Annotated in this window: 18 protein-coding genes; 11 read left to right on the top strand and 7 right to left on the bottom strand. The window is 58.4% G+C overall.

Annotation, left to right across the window (positions count from 1 at the left end; genetic code table 11):
* Nucleotides 1-1,188, top strand: a 1,188-nt coding sequence (locus ACESL9_RS09170) for an aminomethyltransferase family protein (RefSeq protein ID WP_372674745.1), incomplete at its 5' end; no start/stop codon positions are given.
* Between the two features lie 244 nt (nucleotides 1,189-1,432).
* Here ACESL9_RS09170 and aroB read toward each other — a convergent pair.
* Both aroB and ACESL9_RS09160 read right to left on the bottom strand, forming a co-directional pair.
* Nucleotides 1,433-2,548, bottom strand: a complete 1,116-nt coding sequence (gene aroB, locus ACESL9_RS09165) for a 3-dehydroquinate synthase (protein WP_372612610.1) — start codon at nucleotides 2,546-2,548, stop codon at nucleotides 1,433-1,435.
* A complete protein-coding gene (locus tag ACESL9_RS09160) occupies nucleotides 2,545-3,138 on the bottom strand; it encodes a shikimate kinase (protein ID WP_372674744.1) in 594 nt (197 codons plus the stop codon). Before ACESL9_RS09160 ends, aroB begins: the two co-directional genes overlap by 4 nt.
* 104 nt (nucleotides 3,139-3,242) lie before the next feature.
* Between ACESL9_RS09160 and ACESL9_RS09155 the strand changes: the two genes are divergently transcribed.
* The 4 genes from ACESL9_RS09155 (at nucleotide 3,243) to ACESL9_RS09140 (ending at nucleotide 7,282) form a co-directional block, all read left to right on the top strand.
* Complete coding sequence (locus ACESL9_RS09155; protein WP_372612606.1) at nucleotides 3,243-3,392, top strand: hypothetical protein; 150 nt, start codon at nucleotides 3,243-3,245, stop codon at nucleotides 3,390-3,392.
* Nucleotides 3,373-4,947 (top strand): hypothetical protein, encoded by a 1,575-nt coding sequence (locus ACESL9_RS09150; protein ID WP_372674743.1) that lies wholly within the window; start codon nucleotides 3,373-3,375, stop codon nucleotides 4,945-4,947. Before ACESL9_RS09155 ends, ACESL9_RS09150 begins: the two co-directional genes overlap by 20 nt.
* A gap of 2 nt (nucleotides 4,948-4,949) precedes the next feature.
* The gene (locus tag ACESL9_RS09145) at nucleotides 4,950-5,885 is read left to right on the top strand and encodes a tyrosine recombinase (RefSeq protein WP_372612602.1); all 936 of its coding nucleotides are present in this window, start codon (nucleotides 4,950-4,952) and stop codon (nucleotides 5,883-5,885) included.
* Between the two features lie 89 nt (nucleotides 5,886-5,974).
* Complete coding sequence (locus ACESL9_RS09140) at nucleotides 5,975-7,282, top strand: HlyC/CorC family transporter (RefSeq protein WP_372612600.1); 1,308 nt, start codon at nucleotides 5,975-5,977, stop codon at nucleotides 7,280-7,282.
* 71 nt (nucleotides 7,283-7,353) lie between these two features.
* On the opposite strand, the gene tyrS is transcribed toward ACESL9_RS09140, so the two are convergent.
* On the bottom strand, nucleotides 7,354-8,607 hold the full coding sequence (gene tyrS / locus ACESL9_RS09135) for a tyrosine--tRNA ligase (RefSeq protein WP_372612598.1): 1,254 nt from the start codon (nucleotides 8,605-8,607) through the stop codon (nucleotides 7,354-7,356).
* Between the two features lie 61 nt (nucleotides 8,608-8,668).
* On the opposite strand from tyrS, the gene ACESL9_RS09130 reads away from it, so the two are divergent.
* The 4 genes from ACESL9_RS09130 to pgi all read left to right on the top strand — a co-directional run bounded on the left by ACESL9_RS09130 (nucleotide 8,669) and on the right by pgi (nucleotide 13,649).
* Entirely contained in the window at nucleotides 8,669-9,760 is a 1,092-nt protein-coding gene (locus tag ACESL9_RS09130) for an anhydro-N-acetylmuramic acid kinase (protein ID WP_372612596.1), read from the top strand.
* 138 nt (nucleotides 9,761-9,898) lie between these two features.
* Nucleotides 9,899-11,353 (top strand): glucose-6-phosphate dehydrogenase, encoded by a 1,455-nt coding sequence (gene zwf, locus ACESL9_RS09125; protein WP_372612594.1) that lies wholly within the window; start codon nucleotides 9,899-9,901, stop codon nucleotides 11,351-11,353.
* Nucleotides 11,350-12,024, top strand: a complete 675-nt coding sequence (gene pgl, locus ACESL9_RS09120) for a 6-phosphogluconolactonase (protein WP_372612592.1) — start codon at nucleotides 11,350-11,352, stop codon at nucleotides 12,022-12,024. The genes zwf and pgl overlap by 4 nt, the downstream gene beginning before the upstream one ends.
* Complete coding sequence (gene pgi, locus ACESL9_RS09115) at nucleotides 12,021-13,649, top strand: glucose-6-phosphate isomerase (protein WP_372674742.1); 1,629 nt, start codon at nucleotides 12,021-12,023, stop codon at nucleotides 13,647-13,649. Before pgl ends, pgi begins: the two co-directional genes overlap by 4 nt.
* A 3-nt stretch (nucleotides 13,650-13,652) precedes the next feature.
* Here the strand turns inward: pgi and xth are convergent, their stop codons facing one another.
* Both xth and ACESL9_RS09105 read right to left on the bottom strand, forming a co-directional pair.
* Nucleotides 13,653-14,432 carry an exodeoxyribonuclease III gene (gene xth, locus ACESL9_RS09110; protein WP_372612588.1) on the bottom strand — a complete coding sequence of 260 codons (780 nt, stop codon included), beginning with the start codon at nucleotides 14,430-14,432 and terminating at the stop codon, nucleotides 13,653-13,655.
* Nucleotides 14,433-14,483: 51 nt separating this feature from the next.
* Nucleotides 14,484-15,647: a deoxyguanosinetriphosphate triphosphohydrolase gene (locus ACESL9_RS09105; protein WP_372612586.1), complete on the bottom strand. Its 1,164-nt coding sequence runs from the start codon at nucleotides 15,645-15,647 to the stop codon at nucleotides 14,484-14,486.
* 78 nt (nucleotides 15,648-15,725) lie between these two features.
* Between ACESL9_RS09105 and ACESL9_RS09100 the strand changes: the two genes are divergently transcribed.
* Nucleotides 15,726-16,049, top strand: coding sequence for a HesB/IscA family protein (locus ACESL9_RS09100; RefSeq protein WP_372612584.1), 324 nt, complete (start codon nucleotides 15,726-15,728; stop codon nucleotides 16,047-16,049).
* Between the two features lie 58 nt (nucleotides 16,050-16,107).
* Here ACESL9_RS09100 and ssb read toward each other — a convergent pair whose 3' ends face one another.
* Nucleotides 16,108-16,572: a single-stranded DNA-binding protein gene (gene ssb, locus ACESL9_RS09095; protein ID WP_372612582.1), complete on the bottom strand. Its 465-nt coding sequence runs from the start codon at nucleotides 16,570-16,572 to the stop codon at nucleotides 16,108-16,110.
* Nucleotides 16,573-16,784: 212 nt separating this feature from the next.
* Here ssb and ACESL9_RS09090 point away from each other — a divergent pair, with 212 nt between their 5' ends.
* A complete protein-coding gene (locus ACESL9_RS09090; RefSeq protein WP_372612580.1) occupies nucleotides 16,785-17,372 on the top strand; it encodes a lytic transglycosylase domain-containing protein in 588 nt (195 codons plus the stop codon).
* A 23-nt stretch (nucleotides 17,373-17,395) separates the two neighbouring features.
* On the opposite strand, the gene ACESL9_RS09085 is transcribed toward ACESL9_RS09090, so the two are convergent.
* Entirely contained in the window at nucleotides 17,396-17,938 is a 543-nt protein-coding gene (locus tag ACESL9_RS09085; RefSeq protein ID WP_372612578.1) for a VOC family protein, read from the bottom strand.
* Between the last annotated feature and the right edge of the window lie 66 nt (nucleotides 17,939-18,004).

Genomic DNA, 18,004 nt, shown 5'->3' with positions numbered 1-18,004 from the left:
CGCAGCGCCGGGCGCCCGGTGCGCACCCGCCCCGCCTACGAGATGCAACGCGAGATGGGCGCGGTCTTTGGCCTCAACTATGGCTGGGAACACCCGCTCTGGTTCGCCGATGCGCCGGGAGTGGAGGATACCAACGGCTTTACTCGCCAGAACTGGTGGGAACCGGTGGGTGCCGAGGCGCGGATGCTGCGCGAGCGCGCGGGCATCATCGACATCTCGAATTTCGCCAAGTACCGGGTCGCGGGGCAGGGGGCCGAGGACTGGCTCAACGCGGTTTTCGCCAACCGCATGCCGCGCGTGGTGGGGCGCTCCTGCCTTACGCCGCTCGTCGGCAAGCGCGGCGGCATCGCGGGCGATTTCACCGTCACGCGACTGGCCGAGGATGAATTCTGGATCATCGGTTCGGGCATGGCCGAACGCTATCACAGCCGGTTCTTTGGCATGGTGCCGCTTCCCGAGGGGACGGTGTTCGAGTCCCGAACCGAGGCGATATGCGGTTTCAACGTGGCCGGGCCGAGATCGCGCGAAATCCTGGCGCGGCTGACCAATGCCTCGCTGGAAACGGCGGATTTCCCCTTCATGCGCTCACAGCGGATCGAACTGGCCGGGGTCGATTGCCTCGCCCTGCGGGTGTCGTTCACCGGCGATCTGGGCTGGGAGCTGCATTGCGCCGCGAAAGACCAGACGCGGCTTTATTCCGCGCTGCTGGAAGCGGCGCGCGCTTATGACGCGGGGCCGGTCGGGTCGCGTGCGCTCATGTCGCTCCGGCTGGAAAAGGGCTATGGCTCCTGGGCGCGCGAATATTCGCCCGAATACTGGCCGCAGGAGGTGGGGTTGGACCGGTTGGTGAAGCTCGACAAGGAATTCCTGTACCGCTCGGCCGTGGCCGATGTGATGACCCGTGAAGCGCGCGAGCACCTCGTGATGCTGGCTCTGGATGAGGGCGACGTGGCGGCCTCCGGCGCGGATGCGACAGGTGGCGAGCCGATTTTCCGCGATGGGCAGGGGATCGGCCGGGTCACGTCGGGCGGCTACGGCTATCACGTGGGGACGAGTCTCGCGCTCGGCTTCGTGAAGGATGCAGGGCCGGGGGACACGGTCGAGGTCATGGTGCTCGGCCGCCCCCACCGCGCGCGTATCCTCGATGAGCCACCTTTCGACCCCGATGGGACGCGGCTGCGCGGCTAGGTCTGATCCCAATGTGCGCCTGCGGCGCGCAGGTTTCGTGCGGTTGGGGGTTTCACCCCCAAGGCGGCAAAATGCCAAGGCATTCTGCCGCCTTCCCCCAGAGTATTTCGGGCAAGATGAAGGGGGCTGCGCGCGGTGCGTTAACCGGATGCGGTTACATTCGCGACCGTTTTGCCCGGCAGCCGGATGGCAGCCGCCCGGCAGCCGGATGTCACCCCCCTGATTTTTGGGCCGCGCCGTGCCATTAACTCTTGTCGGCAAGCTGTTCATCAAGCACCTGCCGGACGATGTCGAGATCGACATCCGGGGTCACGAAAGCCTGACCGATACCACGTGCCATCACGAAATGGATCTGCCCGTCACGCACCTTCTTGTCCTGGTGCATGAGCTCGATCAGCTTTTCTGAACAGGGGATTTTTCCAGGAATATCAGAGATTTGGGCCTTCATGTTCATGTTTTTCAGATAGGCGCGCAACCGGCTGGGGTCTTCCTGGCTGCACAGTCCCATCCGGGCGGAAACCTCGAAAGCCAGCGCACAGCCGATCGCGACACCCTCGCCATGCAGCAACCGCTCGGAGTAACCGGTCGCTGCCTCGAGGGCATGGCAAAACGTATGCCCCAGATTGAGAAGCGCCCGATCCCCCTGTTCCGTCTCATCCCGCGCCACGATCGCGGCCTTGATTTCGCAAGAGCGCCTGACGGCGATGGCAAGGGTGTCGGGGTCGCGTGACAGAAGGGATAAACTATGCTCTTCAAGCCATTGAAAAAAATTATAATCGCCAAGAAGGCCATATTTCATGACCTCGCCATTACCGGCCAGGAAAACGCGCTCGGGCAATGTGCGGAGGGCATCGGTATCTGCCACTACCAGGGCTGGTTGGTGAAACGCGCCGATGAGGTTCTTGCCGTGGCGCGAATTGATACCGGTCTTGCCGCCGACCGAGCTGTCCACTTGTGCCAGAAGCGATGTCGGCACCTGTACGAAACGCACGCCCCGGCGCAAAACAGCCGCCGCGAATCCTGCCAGATCGCCAATCACGCCGCCGCCAAGGGCAATGACCATGTCATTGCGTTCAATCTGCTCTTCGAGCAACCAATCGACACTGTGCGTGAAATGCGGCCAGGACTTGGTTCCTTCGCCAGCGGGAAGAATCAGGGTAGATACAGATATTTCCTGCTGCTCCAAGCTGTTGATAATGTTTTCAAGATGCAGGGCGGCGACATTTTCATCGGTGATCACGGCCACACGCGCCCGATCCAGGTATGGCCGGAGCAATCTGCCGGTTTCACCGATAAGGCCGGGTCCGATTTCGATGTCATAGCTCCGGGCGCCCAGGTCGACATGCACCGTGTCGTTCATGTGGTTTTCTCCAAGACGTCTGGACGCTGGCGCAGGGCATCAAGAACGCACCTTGCCATTTCGCCTATGGAGCAATCAGGGCGCGTGCGCAGCCTGATATCCGCAAGCGCATAGGTTGGCGCGCGCTGCTTGTACAAATTGGCGAGGGTTTCATATGGGTTAGCTGTGTGCAGCAAGGGGCGGGAATCTTTATGCTTTATGCGATTCCAAAGCAGGCCGAGATCGGCTTCAAGGCACACGGAAACACCACGTTGCGATATCATCTGGCGATTGAGCGCGTTCAGAAATGCGCCCCCGCCCGTTGAAACAACGCCCTTGACTTCGGCATCGAGTAGACGCCCGAGGACCTGGCTTTCCTTCTTGCGAAAAAATGGTTCGCCATCACGGTCAAATATCTCGGCGATGGTCATGTTCGCGGCGCGCTCGATTTCGGCATCGGAGTCGAAGAACGGCGCGTCGAGAATGCCCGCCAGAGCCCGGCCGACGGCGGTCTTGCCCACACCCATCATGCCAACCATGACAATCGTCTTTTTGACGTTCCAGTCCATTCCATGCCGCGCGTCGTGGCGTTCCCCGGCCAAATCTTTCATAGCACGCACCAATGACGTGATCTCTTGCAAAATGCCAGCTATAACTATCCTATTGGAGCCGAAAATCAAAGCAATGCACCGGCAGAACATACGAGCGGTCCGACATGAAGCGCATCATCAAATGGCTGTTTATCCTTGTGATTGTTGCGGTGATCACGTTGATTGGTTATGCTTATCTAGGGCCTTTCTTCGGTGCTGATTTCTCGCCGCCTGGACAGGAGATTCGTCGGGACATTGAACTGGACGTCGATTAGTACCGCGGCCCTTGCCATTGTCGCCAGCATGGATATGGCAGAGTTGGTTCGGGCGCAGGAGCCGCTTTCGGCCATAGAATGGCTTGAGAACCCACCTCCTCTGGTCCGCCGCGTGATTCCCGGGGTTGGAGAGGATCAAGGGGCCTCGCGTGGGCTGTTGGAACCGCCGGTCGCCGACACGGCCACGGTTCCGCAAGTCGCTGTGAGCCCGCTCGATCAAGTATCGGTTGGTGCGGTAGGATTGCTACCGACATCCGTAACGGGTTTGCCCCGCCATCTCTGGCGTGAAAGTGCGACCTCAGATTTGAACGCCGCATTGGAACGGCAGGATGTTCTTGCCTTCCCGGCGATGCAATCCCTTCTCTATACCTTGCTGCTCGCCGAAGCTGATCCCCCGTCTGACAGTGGAGCAGGACAGCTTTTTCTGAAAGCCCGGATCGGGAAACTACTTGAGCTTGGCGCGGCGGAGGCGGCAGGGGCGCTGCTGGAACGGGCAGGACCGGAGACGCCGGCGCTATTTCCGATGTGGCTGGATATCAGCTTGCTGTCAGGTAACGAGGACGCGGCATGCAGCGTATTAAATGACAAGCCATACCTGTCGTCCTCAGTCTCAGCGCGCATCTATTGTGCTGCCCGAGGAGGCGATTGGGCGACAGCGGCGGTCATGTTCGACAGTGCTACGGCGCTTGATCTGATAGATCCCCCCGAAGAACAATTGATTGCAATCTATCTTGATCCTGAATGGGGCGAAGATCCCGTTGAACCGCCGCCTGTCGCGGAAATCACACCCCTCCTTTTTCGCCTTTTCGAGGCCGCCGGGGCGCCCCTGTCCACTGCGGCCTTGCAGCGCGTCTACGCCATGACCGATTTGCGAGATACTGTGGGCTGGAAGGCCGAATTGGAGGCCGCAGAGCGTCTCACTCGGACCGGGGCTCTTTCGGAGAACCGTCTGATCGCACTCTATACGGCTCGGCGACCGGCAGCATCGGGCGGAGTTTGGGAGCGAGTGGAAGCGATCCGGCGTTTCGATACGGCCTTGCAGTCTGGCGAGGTGGATGCTGTCGAGACATCGCTGGAGCGGGCATGGAAAGCGATGCAAGCGGTTCATCTCGAAGTACCTTTTGCACGCTTCTATGCCGCTGATCTCGCGGAACTTGCGCTCAGCGACTCTGCGCGTGGAATCGCGCTTTCGGTTGGGCTGCTGTCGCCCGATTATGAAGTGACCGCGGCCTCCGCCACACCACAGACATCCGACGAAAAGTTTCTTGTTGGACTCGCGCGTGGTGCGCCTGATTTGGCACATGCGCATGGTGCACTCTCGCGTTCCATCGTTCGCGCCTTTGAGGCTGTGGAACCACCTGACGAACTGCGTCCACTGCTTGAGGGAGACAAGCTGGGCGAGTCTGTTCTTCGCACTATGACGCTTTTTTCGAGCGGAGCCGCTGGTAACCTGCGCCAGCTTGAGAGTGCACTTCGAGGGTTGCGGGCGATGGGACTCGAGGACAGCGCTCGCCGCGCAAGTCTGCAACTCATGTTGCTCGATCGGGGGGGATAGCCATGGTGCATCGTTGGATTCCCCTTTTTTTGGACGCCCAGGCGGCCGAAATGGGGGCAGCTGAGAACACCTGTATGGCATATGCGCGCGATTTGGGAGATTTTGATGCTTGGTTAATTGGATCGGGAAGCGACATTTCCAACGCAAGCCGAACCGAGATAGAGGCCTATCTTGTGGCTTGTGATGCGCAGGGATTGGCTGTTTCGACGCGCGCGCGCCGACTCTCGGCTTTGCGGCAGCTTTATCGGTTTGCCTATGACGAGGGGTTTCGCACTAACAACCCCGCTGCAGATATCAAGGGTCCGGGACGTCCGAAGCGCTTGCCCAAATCACTTTCGCATGAGGACGTCGATCGGCTTTTGCAAGCGGCGCGCAGCCATGGACGAAGCCAGAGTGATCGGCTGCGCAACACTTGTCTGGTAGAACTTCTTTATGCCACCGGCATGCGGGTGAGCGAACTCGTCGCGCTGCCGGTCTCCGCGGCGCGTGGAGATCCACGCATGCTGTTGGTTTCGGGCAAGGGAGGCAAGGAGCGCCTCGTGCCGCTCTCGCCGCCGTCGCGGTCTGCGTTGGCCGATTGGCTCGCGGTGCGTGATGAGAACGATGCGCATGCGCGAAGGGCAGGCAATCCCGTTTCGCGGTTCCTCTTCCCGTCCCGCAGCAAGTCGGGTCACCTGACGCGCCACCGCTTTTATCTTCTGATCAAGGAAATTGCAGCAAAGGGCGGCGTCTCACCAGAGACAGTTACTCCGCACCGGTTGCGTCATGCCTTTGCAACCCATTTGCTCGCTGGTGGTGCCGATCTGCGCTCGATCCAGGTCATGCTTGGCCATGCCGATCTCGCCACAACCGAAATCTACACCCATGTGTTGGATGAACGTCTGCGCCAGCTTGTATTGGATCATCATCCATTGGCGCGATCTGCGTCCGAAAAATGACAATCGCCCTCGTTTTTTGCACATCCCCTTGCTTTGCCAGGCTGCGATGCGCATAACCAGTGATCTGACAGACATAACATATCGATAAAATGGAACCTACTGACGCTTTGCTTGACGGAGCTTTCTGGATTACGTCGGGGTCGATTTTCCTGCTGCTGATCCTTTCCGGTTTTTTTTCGGGCAGTGAAACCGCCCTGACCGCCGCGTCGCGTGGCAAATTGCGGTCGCGCGCCGACAAGGGGTCACGCGGGGCTGCACGTGCGTTGGAGATCACGGAGGATAACGAACGACTGATTGGCTCGGTTCTTCTGGGCAACAACCTTGTCAATATCCTCGCAACGTCACTTGCCACGGCGCTGTTCACCCGGATCTTTGGCGAAAGCGGGGTGGCCCTTGCGACGCTGATTATGACACTTTTGGTTCTGGTCTTCGCTGAGGTGCTGCCCAAGACCTATGCCATCACGAACGCCGAGAGCGCTGCCAGCCTGGTGGCTCCGCTGATTCAGGTTGTCGTAACCGTTTTCTCGCCTATCGTCGGAGGAGTGCGTTGGTTCGTGCGGGGTGTTTTGCGCCTCTTTGGCATCAAGGCCGACCCGGACAGTCACATTCTCGCCGTTCGCGAGGAGATCGCCGGCGCTCTATATCTCGGTCATTCGGAAGGCGTGGTCGAAAAGGAGGATCGCGATCGGATACTTGGTGCGCTCGATCTGGGGGAGCGCGCGGTCGAGGAGATCATGCTACACCGTTCTCGGATCGAGATGATCGACGCTGACAGCGAAGCCGAAGCGATTCTCGCGCAATGTCTTGAAAGCAATCACACGCGTCTTCCGGTGTTTCAGGGTGACCCTGACAATATCATTGGTGTCGTGCATGCAAAAGATCTGCTGCGCGCGATGCACAAGCTGATGTTTGGGGCAGAGTCATCCCCCAATGGTCTCGGCGACTTCGAGATCTCAGAAGTGGTCATGAAGCCCTATTTTGTGCCGGAAACGACCACCCTCGACGATCAGATGCGGCAATTCCTCCGGCGGCGAACGCATTTTGCGCTTGTGGTCGACGAGTATGGATCGCTGCAGGGATTGATTACTCTCGAAGACATACTCGAAGAGATTGTGGGTGAGATCACAGACGAATTCGACCCTGCCGCGGAACATCCGATCCGAAAGAGCGAAGACGGCCATTTCCTTGTCGATGGTGCCATGACAATCCGCGATCTGAATCGCGCGACTGACTGGAATCTGCCCGATGAACACGCCAACACGATTGCTGGACTCGTGATACACGAGGCCCAGATGATCCCGTCGGTCGGTCAGGTTTTTGCCTTGCACGGGTTTCGCTTCGAGGTGGCCGCCCGCAATGAAAACAGAATATCTCGCCTCAAGATTCGCCCCCTGTAACAAGTCGGGGCCTGGCGGCGCTGGACGAATCCTGCCAGTCGCGCCAATTCACCTGTCGGGCGATCCTTGTTTCAATCGAGCAGTTTCACGAGCGCGTGCCGCTTCTTGCCGGCCGACAACTTGACCGGTGAGGCCAGCGCACCCGCATCAAACATCTGCCCCGGATCAGTCAGCGGTACATCGTCGATTCGCGCTCCGTTTTCGCCGATCAACCGTTTCGCCTCCTTGCCCGATTTCACCAGACCCGAGCGCAGGATAAGCTGTGCCGCCGAGATCCCCTGGCCCACTTCCGCACGCGTCAGTTCAAGCGTCGGCAGATCCGCGCCCATGCCACCTTTTTCGAATACTTCACGCGCAGTGGCCGCCGCTGCCTCCGCCGCGCTTTGCCCATGCAACAGAGCGGTTACTTCGTTCGCCAGTACGACCTTTGCCTCGTTGGTTTCTGCGCCTGAAAGCGCGCCCATGCGTTCGCACTCATCGAGCGGCAATTCAGTATAGAGCTTGAGAAATCGTCCTACATCCGCATCGGCGGTATTGCGCCAGAATTGCCAGAATTCATAGGGGCTCAGCATGTCGCGATCCAGCCACACCGCCCCGTCCTGGCTCTTGCCCATCTTGCGACCATCCGATGTGGTCAAGAGGGGTGAGGTCAGCCCATAAACCTCGTCCTCAAGCACCCGCCGCGTCAGGTCGATCCCGTTCACTATATTGCCCCATTGATCGCTGCCACCCATCTGAAGCAGGCAACCGTAGCGTCGATGCAGTTCGAGGAAGTCATAGGCCTGAAGTATCATGTAGTTGAACTCAAGAAAGCTCAGGCTCTGTTCCCGATCGAGACGCGATTTCACGCTCTCGAAGGAGAGCATCCGGTTGACCGAAAAATGTCGACCGATGTCGCGCAGGAACTCGATATAACCCAACTCGTCCAGCCATTCGGCATTATTCACCATGATTGCGCCGGTCGGGCCGTCATTATAATCGACATAGGCAGTAAAGACATGTTTAATGCCATCAATATTGGCGTTGATCTGTTCACTCGTGAGCAAAGGCCGTTCCTCGGCGCGAAAGCTCGGATCGCCGATCTTGGTCGTCCCGCCCCCCATCAGCGTGATGGGTTTGCCGCCGGTCTTTTGTAGCCAGCGCAGCATCATGATCTGGATCAGGCTGCCCACGTGGAGTGATTTCGCCGTTGCGTCAAAGCCGATATAACCTGGCACCACACCCTTTGAGAGTGCGTCGTCAAGGCCTTGATAATCGGTACAGTCGGCCAGAAAGCCACGCTCGATCATCGTTGCCATGAATTCCGATTTGGGGTGGTAGGTCATGCGTCTTGTCCCATACTGTCTGCGGGACTGTATAGGGCGGGCGAAGGCCGAGGAAAAGTCCATGTTGAAAGCGGGCAAGGTAAAGGCGCTGGGGGCTATGAGTGGCACGTCTCTGGATGGTGTCGACGTGGCGCTAATCGAAACTGATGGGGAGCAGATTTTCGGTTTTGGCGCAACTGGCTATCGCGCCTACACTTCCGAAGAACGCATGGTATTGCGCAAGGCACTCGGTAAATGGCCAGGGGACGATTTGCACGAGGCTCGGGTCGTGGTCGAGAACGCACATGTGGCCGCGCTCTCGCGGGTCGAAGGTGCGGACATCATCGGCTTTCATGGCCAGACGCTCGCACATGATCCTCACGGGCGGGGCACGCACCAACTGGGTGACGGTGCCGCGCTGGCGCGGCGCCTTGGATTGCCCGTTGTGTGGGACTTCCGGTCGGCCGATGTCCGGTTTGGCGGAGAAGGTGCGCCTCTGGCCCCCTTCTACCACTACGCCTGCGCGCGATACATGGGTGTGCGCGAGCCGATCGCCTTCCTGAATCTGGGAGGCGTAGGGAACCTGACATGGATCGACCCTCGCCATTCCACTCCTGAAGCGCCGGGCGCACTCTTGGCATTCGATACCGGTCCTGCCAATGCGCCGGTCAACGATCTGATGCAGGAGCGCTTGGGGCTGGATCATGACCGCGATGGTGTGCTGGCGCGGAGCGGTAGGGTTCAGGAAAATGCGCTCGAGCTTTTCTTGGACGATCCCTGGTTCCTTCGCATGCCACCCAAATCGCTTGACCGAGACGCCTTTGCCGACATGATTGGACTGGTACGCGAACTCTCTGACGCCGACGCTGCTGCGACGCTGACGGCCATGGTTGCGGCGGCGGTGCTGCGTGGTATGGAGCATTGCCCATTGCCGCCTGCTCGGGTTCTGGTCACCGGTGGGGGGCGGCACAACCCCGTCATGATGCAAATGCTTGGAGCGGCACTCGATTGTCAGGTCCTTCCCGTCGAAGATGTCGGCCTCGATGGTGATATGCTTGAAGCCCAGGCCTTTGCCTATCTTGCCGTACGCGTGGCGCGCGGTCTGCCCACATCCTGCCCCTCAACGACAGGTGTGCGTGCGGCCGTCGGGGGAGGGGAAATCAGCCGGCCGTAGTCACTTCCCAGTGCTGTCTATTTGTTGTGATTATTCAGCGGAGTCATTGAGAACCAACCGCAACATGTTAAAGTTCGAAGCAGGCAAGCAGCTGTCTCGTACTTGTCGAACGCCAAAGGTTAAGTCAGGGAGCCGGCAATGGCGACGCGTGTAATTCCGGTCGACCCTTTCGACCTTGTGGTGTTTGGCGGTACCGGCGATCTGGCAAGGCGCAAGATACTGCCGGCGCTTTACCGCCGTTTTTGCGCAGGTCAGATCCCGAAAGAAGCCAACATCATCGGCGCGGCGCGCTCGGACTTCGACGAAGCGGGTTATCGTGCCTTTGTGCGGGACGCGATCACCGAATTGGTTCCGGCGATCTTATGCACAGGGGATGCTATCGCAGCTTTTTGCAACCGTGTGCACTTTATCCAGCTTGATGCAAGGGAGGATGACGGGTGGGAGACACTTGCGCAGATCATCAATCCGGATCGCATACGGGCTTTCTATTTCTCGGTCCGTCCGGAGTTGTTCGCCGATCTGGCCGAGCGCCTGTACCGCCACGGCATGGCGTCTGGTGAAACGCGGATCGTGGTCGAGAAGCCCTTTGGTCATGACCTTGCCTCAGCTTGCGAACTTAACGCCACATTGGCACACCATTTTGATGAAACTCAGATCTACCGGATCGATCACTATCTTGGCAAGGAAACTGTGCAGAACCTGATGGCGATCCGTTTTGCCAACATGCTCTTCGAACCGCTCTGGAATAGTCAGTACGTTGATCACATCCAGATCACCGTGGCCGAAACTGTCGGTATAGCCGGACGTGCAGAGTATTATGACCGCGCGGGTGCCATGCGCGACATGATGCAGAACCACATGATGCAGCTGTTGTGCCTCATCGCGATGGAGCCGCCGGCGAAGTTCGAGCCAGGCGCGGTGCGTGATGAAAAGCTCAAGGTGATCCGTGCACTCGACGATGTTGCTCCCGAAGATATCGTGCGTGGGCAATATGATGCGAGCAGTGATAAACTTGGCTATCTCCACGATGTGGGCAATGCAAACTCGACCACCGAGAGCTTTATTGCGCTCAAGACCGGGATAAGCAACTGGCGATGGGCGGGCACCCCCTTCTATCTGCGGACCGGCAAGCGCCTCAAGGCGCGGACATCGGAAATCGCCGTGGTGTTCAAGGATGCGCCGCATTCGATATTTGGGGCGGATGCTGGGCGGCATGCCAACATCCTGACCATCGTGTTGCAGCCCAATGAGGGGATAGAACTTGGCGTCACGATCAAGGAACCCGGCCCTGGCGGGATGCGGCTCATCGACGTGCCGCTGGACATGTCGTTTGCCGAAACGCTCGGACCCGAAGCTGAACTGGTTCCCGACGCTTATGAGCGTCTGATCATGGATGTGATCCGCGGCAATCAGACACTATTCATGCGCGGGGACGAGGTCGAAGCGGCATGGAGATGGACGGATCCGATCATTGCACAATGGCAAGAAAAGGGTGAGAAACCTTTGCGATACGAGTCGGGGAGCCCCGGTCCGGAGGACGCCTTGGGACTCATGTATCGCGATGGGCGCCACTGGCGGGAGATCAGGGAATGAAATTCATCGAATATGCCGACGCCGACATGATGGCGATCGACGTTGCCAACATTTTGGCCGGTGAGCTTGAAAACACGCTATTTCACGAAGAGCGCGTATCCTTCGCCGTGCCGGGCGGCGAAACGCCAGGGCCGGTCTTTGACAACCTTTGTGCCGTAGATCTCGACTGGTCACGCGTTGATGTCTTTCTGACCGATGAACGCTGGCTGCCTGAGGATCATCCTCGCTCCAACACCAGATTTTTGCGACAACGTCTCCTCACCGACAAAGCTGCCGCCGCTGTCTATCATCCGCTCTACGTTCCCACAGAAAAACCGGAGGACGTGCTTGCCGAGCTCGAATCCTCGCTCGTCTCCTGTCAGCCGATTTCCGTGCTTCTTCTCGGGATGGGGGCCGATATGCACTGCGCATCGCTGCTTCCGGGGGCCGAGGGTTTGGTGGACGCGTTGGCTGTCGACGCGCCGTTGCTGGTTCCGATCCGGTCGCCCGATGCGGCCGAGACTCGGGTCACCCTCAGTGCCCGGGTTCTGGATTCCGCAGTTTCCAAGCACCTTGTCATCACCGGTCGGCGCAAAAGAGATGCTATTGAACGTGGCATGCATCTGCCACCCGATGAGGCCCCGATAGCGGCAGTCATGGATGGCCTAACGGTCCATTGGGCGCCGGAATGACGACGACATCCGAACTTGAAACGGCATGGGATTCCGTCGTTTGCGAGGCCAGAAAAGCCCGGTCGAGCCGAATTATCGATCTGTTCGGTGATACCGATCGTGTTGAACAGTTTTCGATATCCGCCCTCGGGATGCTGTTTGATTACTCGAAAACACATATCGACGTTGCCGCCCGCGATTCGCTCCTGAATCTTGCCCGTGCTGCCCGGGTCGAGTCGATACGCGACGCGATGTTCTCCGGTGCTCGGATCAACTGCTCCGAGGATCGTGCGGTGCTTCATACGGCTCTGCGTAACCTTTCTGGCGCGCCGGTCATGGTCGATGATGTGGATGTCATGCCGAGGATTCTCGAAACCCTTGAGCGTATGAAGGACTTCGCCAGCGACGTGCGGGCGGGGTGTTTCACGGGCCAGGGAGGGATGATCACCGATGTGGTCAATATCGGTATCGGTGGTTCCGATCTCGGTCCAGCCATGGCAACCCGCGCGTTGAGTCCATTTCACGACGGACCATGCTGTCATTTCGTCTCGAACGTGGATTCTGCCGATCTAGCCGATGTGCTGGGTGGGCTCGATCCAGCGACCACGCTTGTCATCATCGCCTCCAAGACCTTCACCACCATCGAAACCATGACCAATGCCGCTAGCATCCTCAAGTGGATGTCGGTGCATGTGGCCGATCCTGCGGCACAATGTGTGGCGCTGTCTTCAGCTACTGATCGGGTTGCAGAGTTCGGTATCCCGCCCGAGCGGGTCTTTGGATTCGAAGATTGGGTGGGCGGGCGCTATTCCGTGTGGGGACCAATCGGCCTGTCGCTGATGATCGCTATCGGCCCCGAAGAATTCACCGAGTTTCTTGCCGGAGGCGAGGCGATGGATGTACATTTCCGTGCCGCACCTCTGGCCGAGAACTTGCCAGTACTGCTGGCCCTTGTGGGCCTTTGGCATCACCAGGGTATGGGCTTTCCCACCCGTGCGGTACTGCCCTATGAACATCGTCTCAACCGACTTCCGGCCTATCTCCAACAGCTCGAAATGGAAAGCAACGGCAAGCGCGTCGGGCAGGACGGTCAACCCCTGCCGCACGGTTCGGGCCCAATTGTCTGGGGTGAGCCGGGCACCAACGGGCAGCATGCATTTTTCCAACTTCTTCATCAGGGCACCGAGATCGTGCCCTGTGAATTCATGATCGGTGCCAAGGGTCATGAGCCCGACCTGGCCCATCATCACCGCTTGCTTGTGGCCAATTGCCTTGCTCAATCGGAGGCGCTGATGAAGGGGCGAAGCCTTTCCGAAGCATGTGAGATCGCCGCTTCCATGGGATACTCGGGCGATATGCTGATGGCTCAGGCTGAACATCGCGTTTTCGAGGGCAACCGCCCATCCACCACCTTGGCGTATCCATGTCTCACGCCGCGTGTTCTGGGCCAGATTGTTGCGCTCTACGAACACCGCGTATTCGTTGAAGGTGTGATCCTTGGACTCAATTCCTTCGATCAATGGGGGGTCGAACTGGGGAAGGAACTGGCCAAGCGGCTCGAACCTTTGCTGGCGGGTGAAGCTCCTTCGGACGATGTGAACCAATCCACCTTGCGGCTCGCAACCTTTCTTCGCGCGCCTGAGTAGCGTTCAAGAGTCGAGGCGAACCCAGACTGGCACGTGATCCGAAGGCTTTTCGCGCCCGCGTACCTCCTTGTCGATGCGGCATTCCAGCAAGAGGTCGGCGCATTGTGGACTAAGCAGGAGATGGTCGATCCGGATTCCGTCATTCCGGTTCCACGCACCGGCCTGGTAATCCCAGAATGTGTATTGCTCCAACCCCGGTTCGAACGCCCGGAGCGCATCGGTCATGCCAAGATTGATGATACGGCGATAGGCGGCACGACTTTGCGGCAAGGCGAGTGCGTCACTTGACCAGGCTTCGGGGCTGGCGGCATCCTCGTCTTGCGGGATCACATTGTAGTCGCCGGCCATGAGAAACGGCTCCTCGTCTTTCATCATTTCCATTGCCCTTGCCTGCAACCGTTCCATCCAGGCCAACTTGTAGTCGTATTTGGGGCCGGGAGCGGGATTGCCGTTTGGCAGATAAAGGCCACAGACCCGCACAGCCCGGCGGTTCACCACTGTCGCCTCGATCCAGCGCGCTTGCTCGTCCGTGTCATCGCCGGGCAATCCGCGCGTCACGTCTTCGAGCGGCAGCTTTGAAAGGATGGCAACCCCATTGAAAGATTTTTGCCCGTGGGTTTCGACCGTGTATCCCATGTCCTCGAAATGCTGGCGGGGGAAAGCCTCGTCGACCGACTTGATTTCTTGAAGAAGTACGACATCGGGATCGGCTTCTTTCAACCAGTCACTCAGCGCCCCGATACGCGCCTTGATGCCATTGATGTTGAAACAGGCGATTTTCATCGGTGCGTCCTTTGTCAAAACCGTTCTTAATGGGCGTCCTGTGCCCGATGGTCATATTTCTCGAAGATTTTCAGCCACGAGAATTTCGTGCTGCTGCAATGCAAATCTGTCCGTCATGCCGCTGATATAGTCTGCAACGAGCCGAGCGATGGATTGATCGTCGCGGTTGTGCTGCAATCCTTCTTGCCATGCCGATGGGAGCAACTCGGGTCGGGTCATGTAGAGCGGGAAGAGGTCCCGTATCACTGCCGTTACCTTGTGACGCATCTCGATCACACTGGGCGCTCGGTACATCCTTTGGAACAGAAACGCGCGAATCTCATTCAACTTCCACCAATGCGTTGGTGAAAAACGAATTATCGCTGCTCCAGCCATTCGAATGTCTTCGACCCGTTTCGGGGCCAAGTGCTCAATATTATCTCGACTTGTGCTGATGACGTCCTCCACCAGGCTTCCGAAGAACCGCCGCAGGGCCTCGTGCTGGCGTCTTTCGGGTGCGAGGCCCGGATAGCGCTTGTCAACAGTTTCGAAACAATGCCGCAAAATGGGAAGATCCGTCAGTTCTTCCATGGTGAACAGTCCTGCACGCAGCCCGTCATGAATATCGTGATTGGAATAGGCGATGTCATCGGCCAATGCTGCAACCTGCGCCTCGCCGCCGGCATGGGTTGTGAGTTCGAGATCGTGCTTTGCATTATAGTCAGCCAGCGCATAAGGCAGTTCTCCGCAGACCGGGCCATTATGTTTCGCAAGGCCTTCGAGGGTTTCCCAAGTAAGGTTCAGGCCGTCCCATTCCGCGTAATGCCGCTCTAGTGAAGTGACGATGCGCACGGCCTGTGCATTGTGATCGAATCCACCATAGGGGGCCATGAGTTCATTGAGCGCGTCCTCGCCCGTGTGGCCAAAGGGCGTATGTCCAAGGTCGTGCGCAAGGGCAATGGCTTCGGTCAGTTCCTGGTTGAGACCTAGCGCACCGGCGATGGTGCGCGCAACCTGCGCCACCTCGATCGAATGTGTGAGACGGGTGCGGAAATAATCGCCTTCATGTTCGACAAAAACCTGTGTTTTGTGTTTCAGACGGCGAAAGGCGCTGGAATGTATAATCCGGTCACGATCACGTTGAAAACAACTCCGGAACGTGCTTTCGGGTTCGGGATGGAGTCTGCCGCGGCTCCTATCTGGGAAGGTTGAAAAAGGGGCTGGATCGCACGTCATGGGGCCGCCGTTCTTGTCGATTGGTTCGCGGATACGTATATTGGACCAAGTGGAACAGTTAAACTGTGGAGATCGAAGATGCATCTTCCGCCAAAGGTGACAGAACGCGCATTTGAGCGCTTGGCCGAAATCGGGGCAGGGGATCAGGGACAAGCCCTGCGTGTTGCCGTTGAGGGCGGCGGGTGCTCAGGCTTTCAGTACTCCATCATCCTGGACACGCCGACCTCGAAAGACGTGATTCTGGAGGGCAAAGGTCAGAAGGTCGTTGTCGATGACGTCAGTCTGCCGTTCCTTTCCGGCGCGACGATCGACTTTTCCGAGGAATTGATTGGCGCACGCTTCGTGATCGACAACCCCAATGCCACAGCGTCTTGCGGTTGCGGCACATCCTTTTCGATCTGATTTCTTCATCAATTCGCCGGGTTCCGCCGCATGATTTGCCCAGTAGGCGGCAGGCAATCTAGAACGGGATCTCGTCATCATAGCCTTGGCTGGGGCCGCTGTCATAGCCACCGCCGCTTCCTCCGCCATAATCGCCACCGGTTGGTGCACCGCCAGCACCGCCGCCGTCTGCGCGTCCGTCCAGCATGACCATCGAGCCTCCGAAGCCTGAGACGACCACTTCGGTGGAATAGCGGTCCTGGCCGTTCTGGTCCTGCCATTTCCTGGTTCGCAGCTGGCCCTCTATATAGACCTTCGAGCCTTTGCGCAGATATCGTTCGGCGACACCGACAAGACCCTCTCCGCGCAGTACAACCGAATGCCATTCGGTCTGTTCGCGCCGTTCTCCGGTGTTACGGTCTTTCCAGTTTTCCGACGTCGCGATGCGCAGGTTGCACAGCTTGCCACCATCCTGAAAGGTCCGTGTTTCAGGGTCGCGACCGAGGTTGCCAATCAGAATAACCTTGTTCACCGAGCCGGCCATCATCTTCTCCCAAAGAATCCAAGTTTGTCGTTCGCAGCTTACATCATCCCGAACCCGTTAAGAAAAGGATAAAATGCGAACAATACCCGGTGGATTTGGCGATCCGGTCTATCGTGATTGTTTCACGCCCCGTGTGGATGCGCGCGCAATCTGGAAGAATCATTAAAACCGTTTATAACCATGGCTGACGAATGTTTTGAACGGGTAATGACATGCGCAGGTTTCTGGGTCTGGTGGTGAGCGTGGGCTTGTTGATGCCGCATGTGGCCGTGGCGGATGTGCTGTCGACAAAATCACGAAACACTCTCTTCAAATCCCAGACAAGGGTTCTCGATACCCGCGCCAAATCTCAATACAATGCCTCTGTCCGACTGCAACCGCCCAGCGTTGTGACCCCGTCGAAATGGGGCGATGGCAAGAGCTATTCGGGCGCATACAATGGCCCCTATCTGGCCATGGCGCGCGATGCGGCCCGGCGGCACGGAGTGCCCGAGGATCTCTATTTGCGATTGGTGCAGCAGGAATCAGGCTGGAAGGTCAAGGCATTGTCGCACAAGGGGGCGATTGGGCTGGCGCAGCTCATGCCAGGGACTGCCCGGGCGCTGCAGGTCAATCCAAATGATCCCTATGAAAACCTTGACGGTGGCGCGCGCTACCTGATGGCCCAATATCGCGCCTTCGGATCGTGGCGTCTGGCGCTGGCAGCCTATAATGCCGGGCCGGATGCAGTGAAGAAACATGGCGGGATCCCCCCATATAATGAGACGCGCAACTACGTCAAGGTGATCTGGGGAAGCTGACGCCGCCCCAGACTGCCATCGGGTCAGTTCTTTTCCAGTTCCTTCGCATGCAGCCAATCGGCGTGTTGCGGGGCCTTCTTGGTGCGGCTCCATTCTTCGAGCATGTCCCATTTCACCTCGTTGAGGCGCGCCAGCATGGCGTCCTCCTCGGGGTCGGGACAGGCCAGTTCGACGCGGTGGCCATTTGGGTCGAAGAAATAGATCGAATGAAAGATCGAGTGGTCGGTCACGCCCAGGACCTCGACCCCGCTATCCTCGAGATGTTCCTTGAATTCAACGAGCTCCGCCCGGTCTTTCACCTTGAACGCGATATGTTGGACCCATTCCGGCGTGTTCGCATCGCGGCCCATCTCGGGCCTGGTCGGCAGTTCGAAAAAGGCAAGGACATTGCCATTTCCGGCGTCGAGGAACACGTGCATGTAAGGGTCCGGTTCGTGGGTCGAGGGCACGCGGTCCTCGGCGATGGCGAGCACGAAGTCCATGTTGAGCATCTTGCCATACCATTCGACGGTTTCCTTGGCGTCCTTGCAGCGGTAGGCGACGTGGTGGATTTTCTCGATTTTCATGTGAGCGTCCTTTCCTTTGCTGCCACCCGTTTTATGGTTACATATGTAACCATCAAGGCAAAAAGC

Origin of the sequence: Aquicoccus sp. (assembly GCF_041686535.1) — a bacterium.
In the GTDB taxonomy this organism is placed as follows: Bacteria; Pseudomonadota; Alphaproteobacteria; order Rhodobacterales; family Rhodobacteraceae; genus Aquicoccus.
The sequence above is the reverse complement of the archived record's forward strand: the minus strand, read 5'-3'. Positions and strand labels throughout refer to the sequence as shown.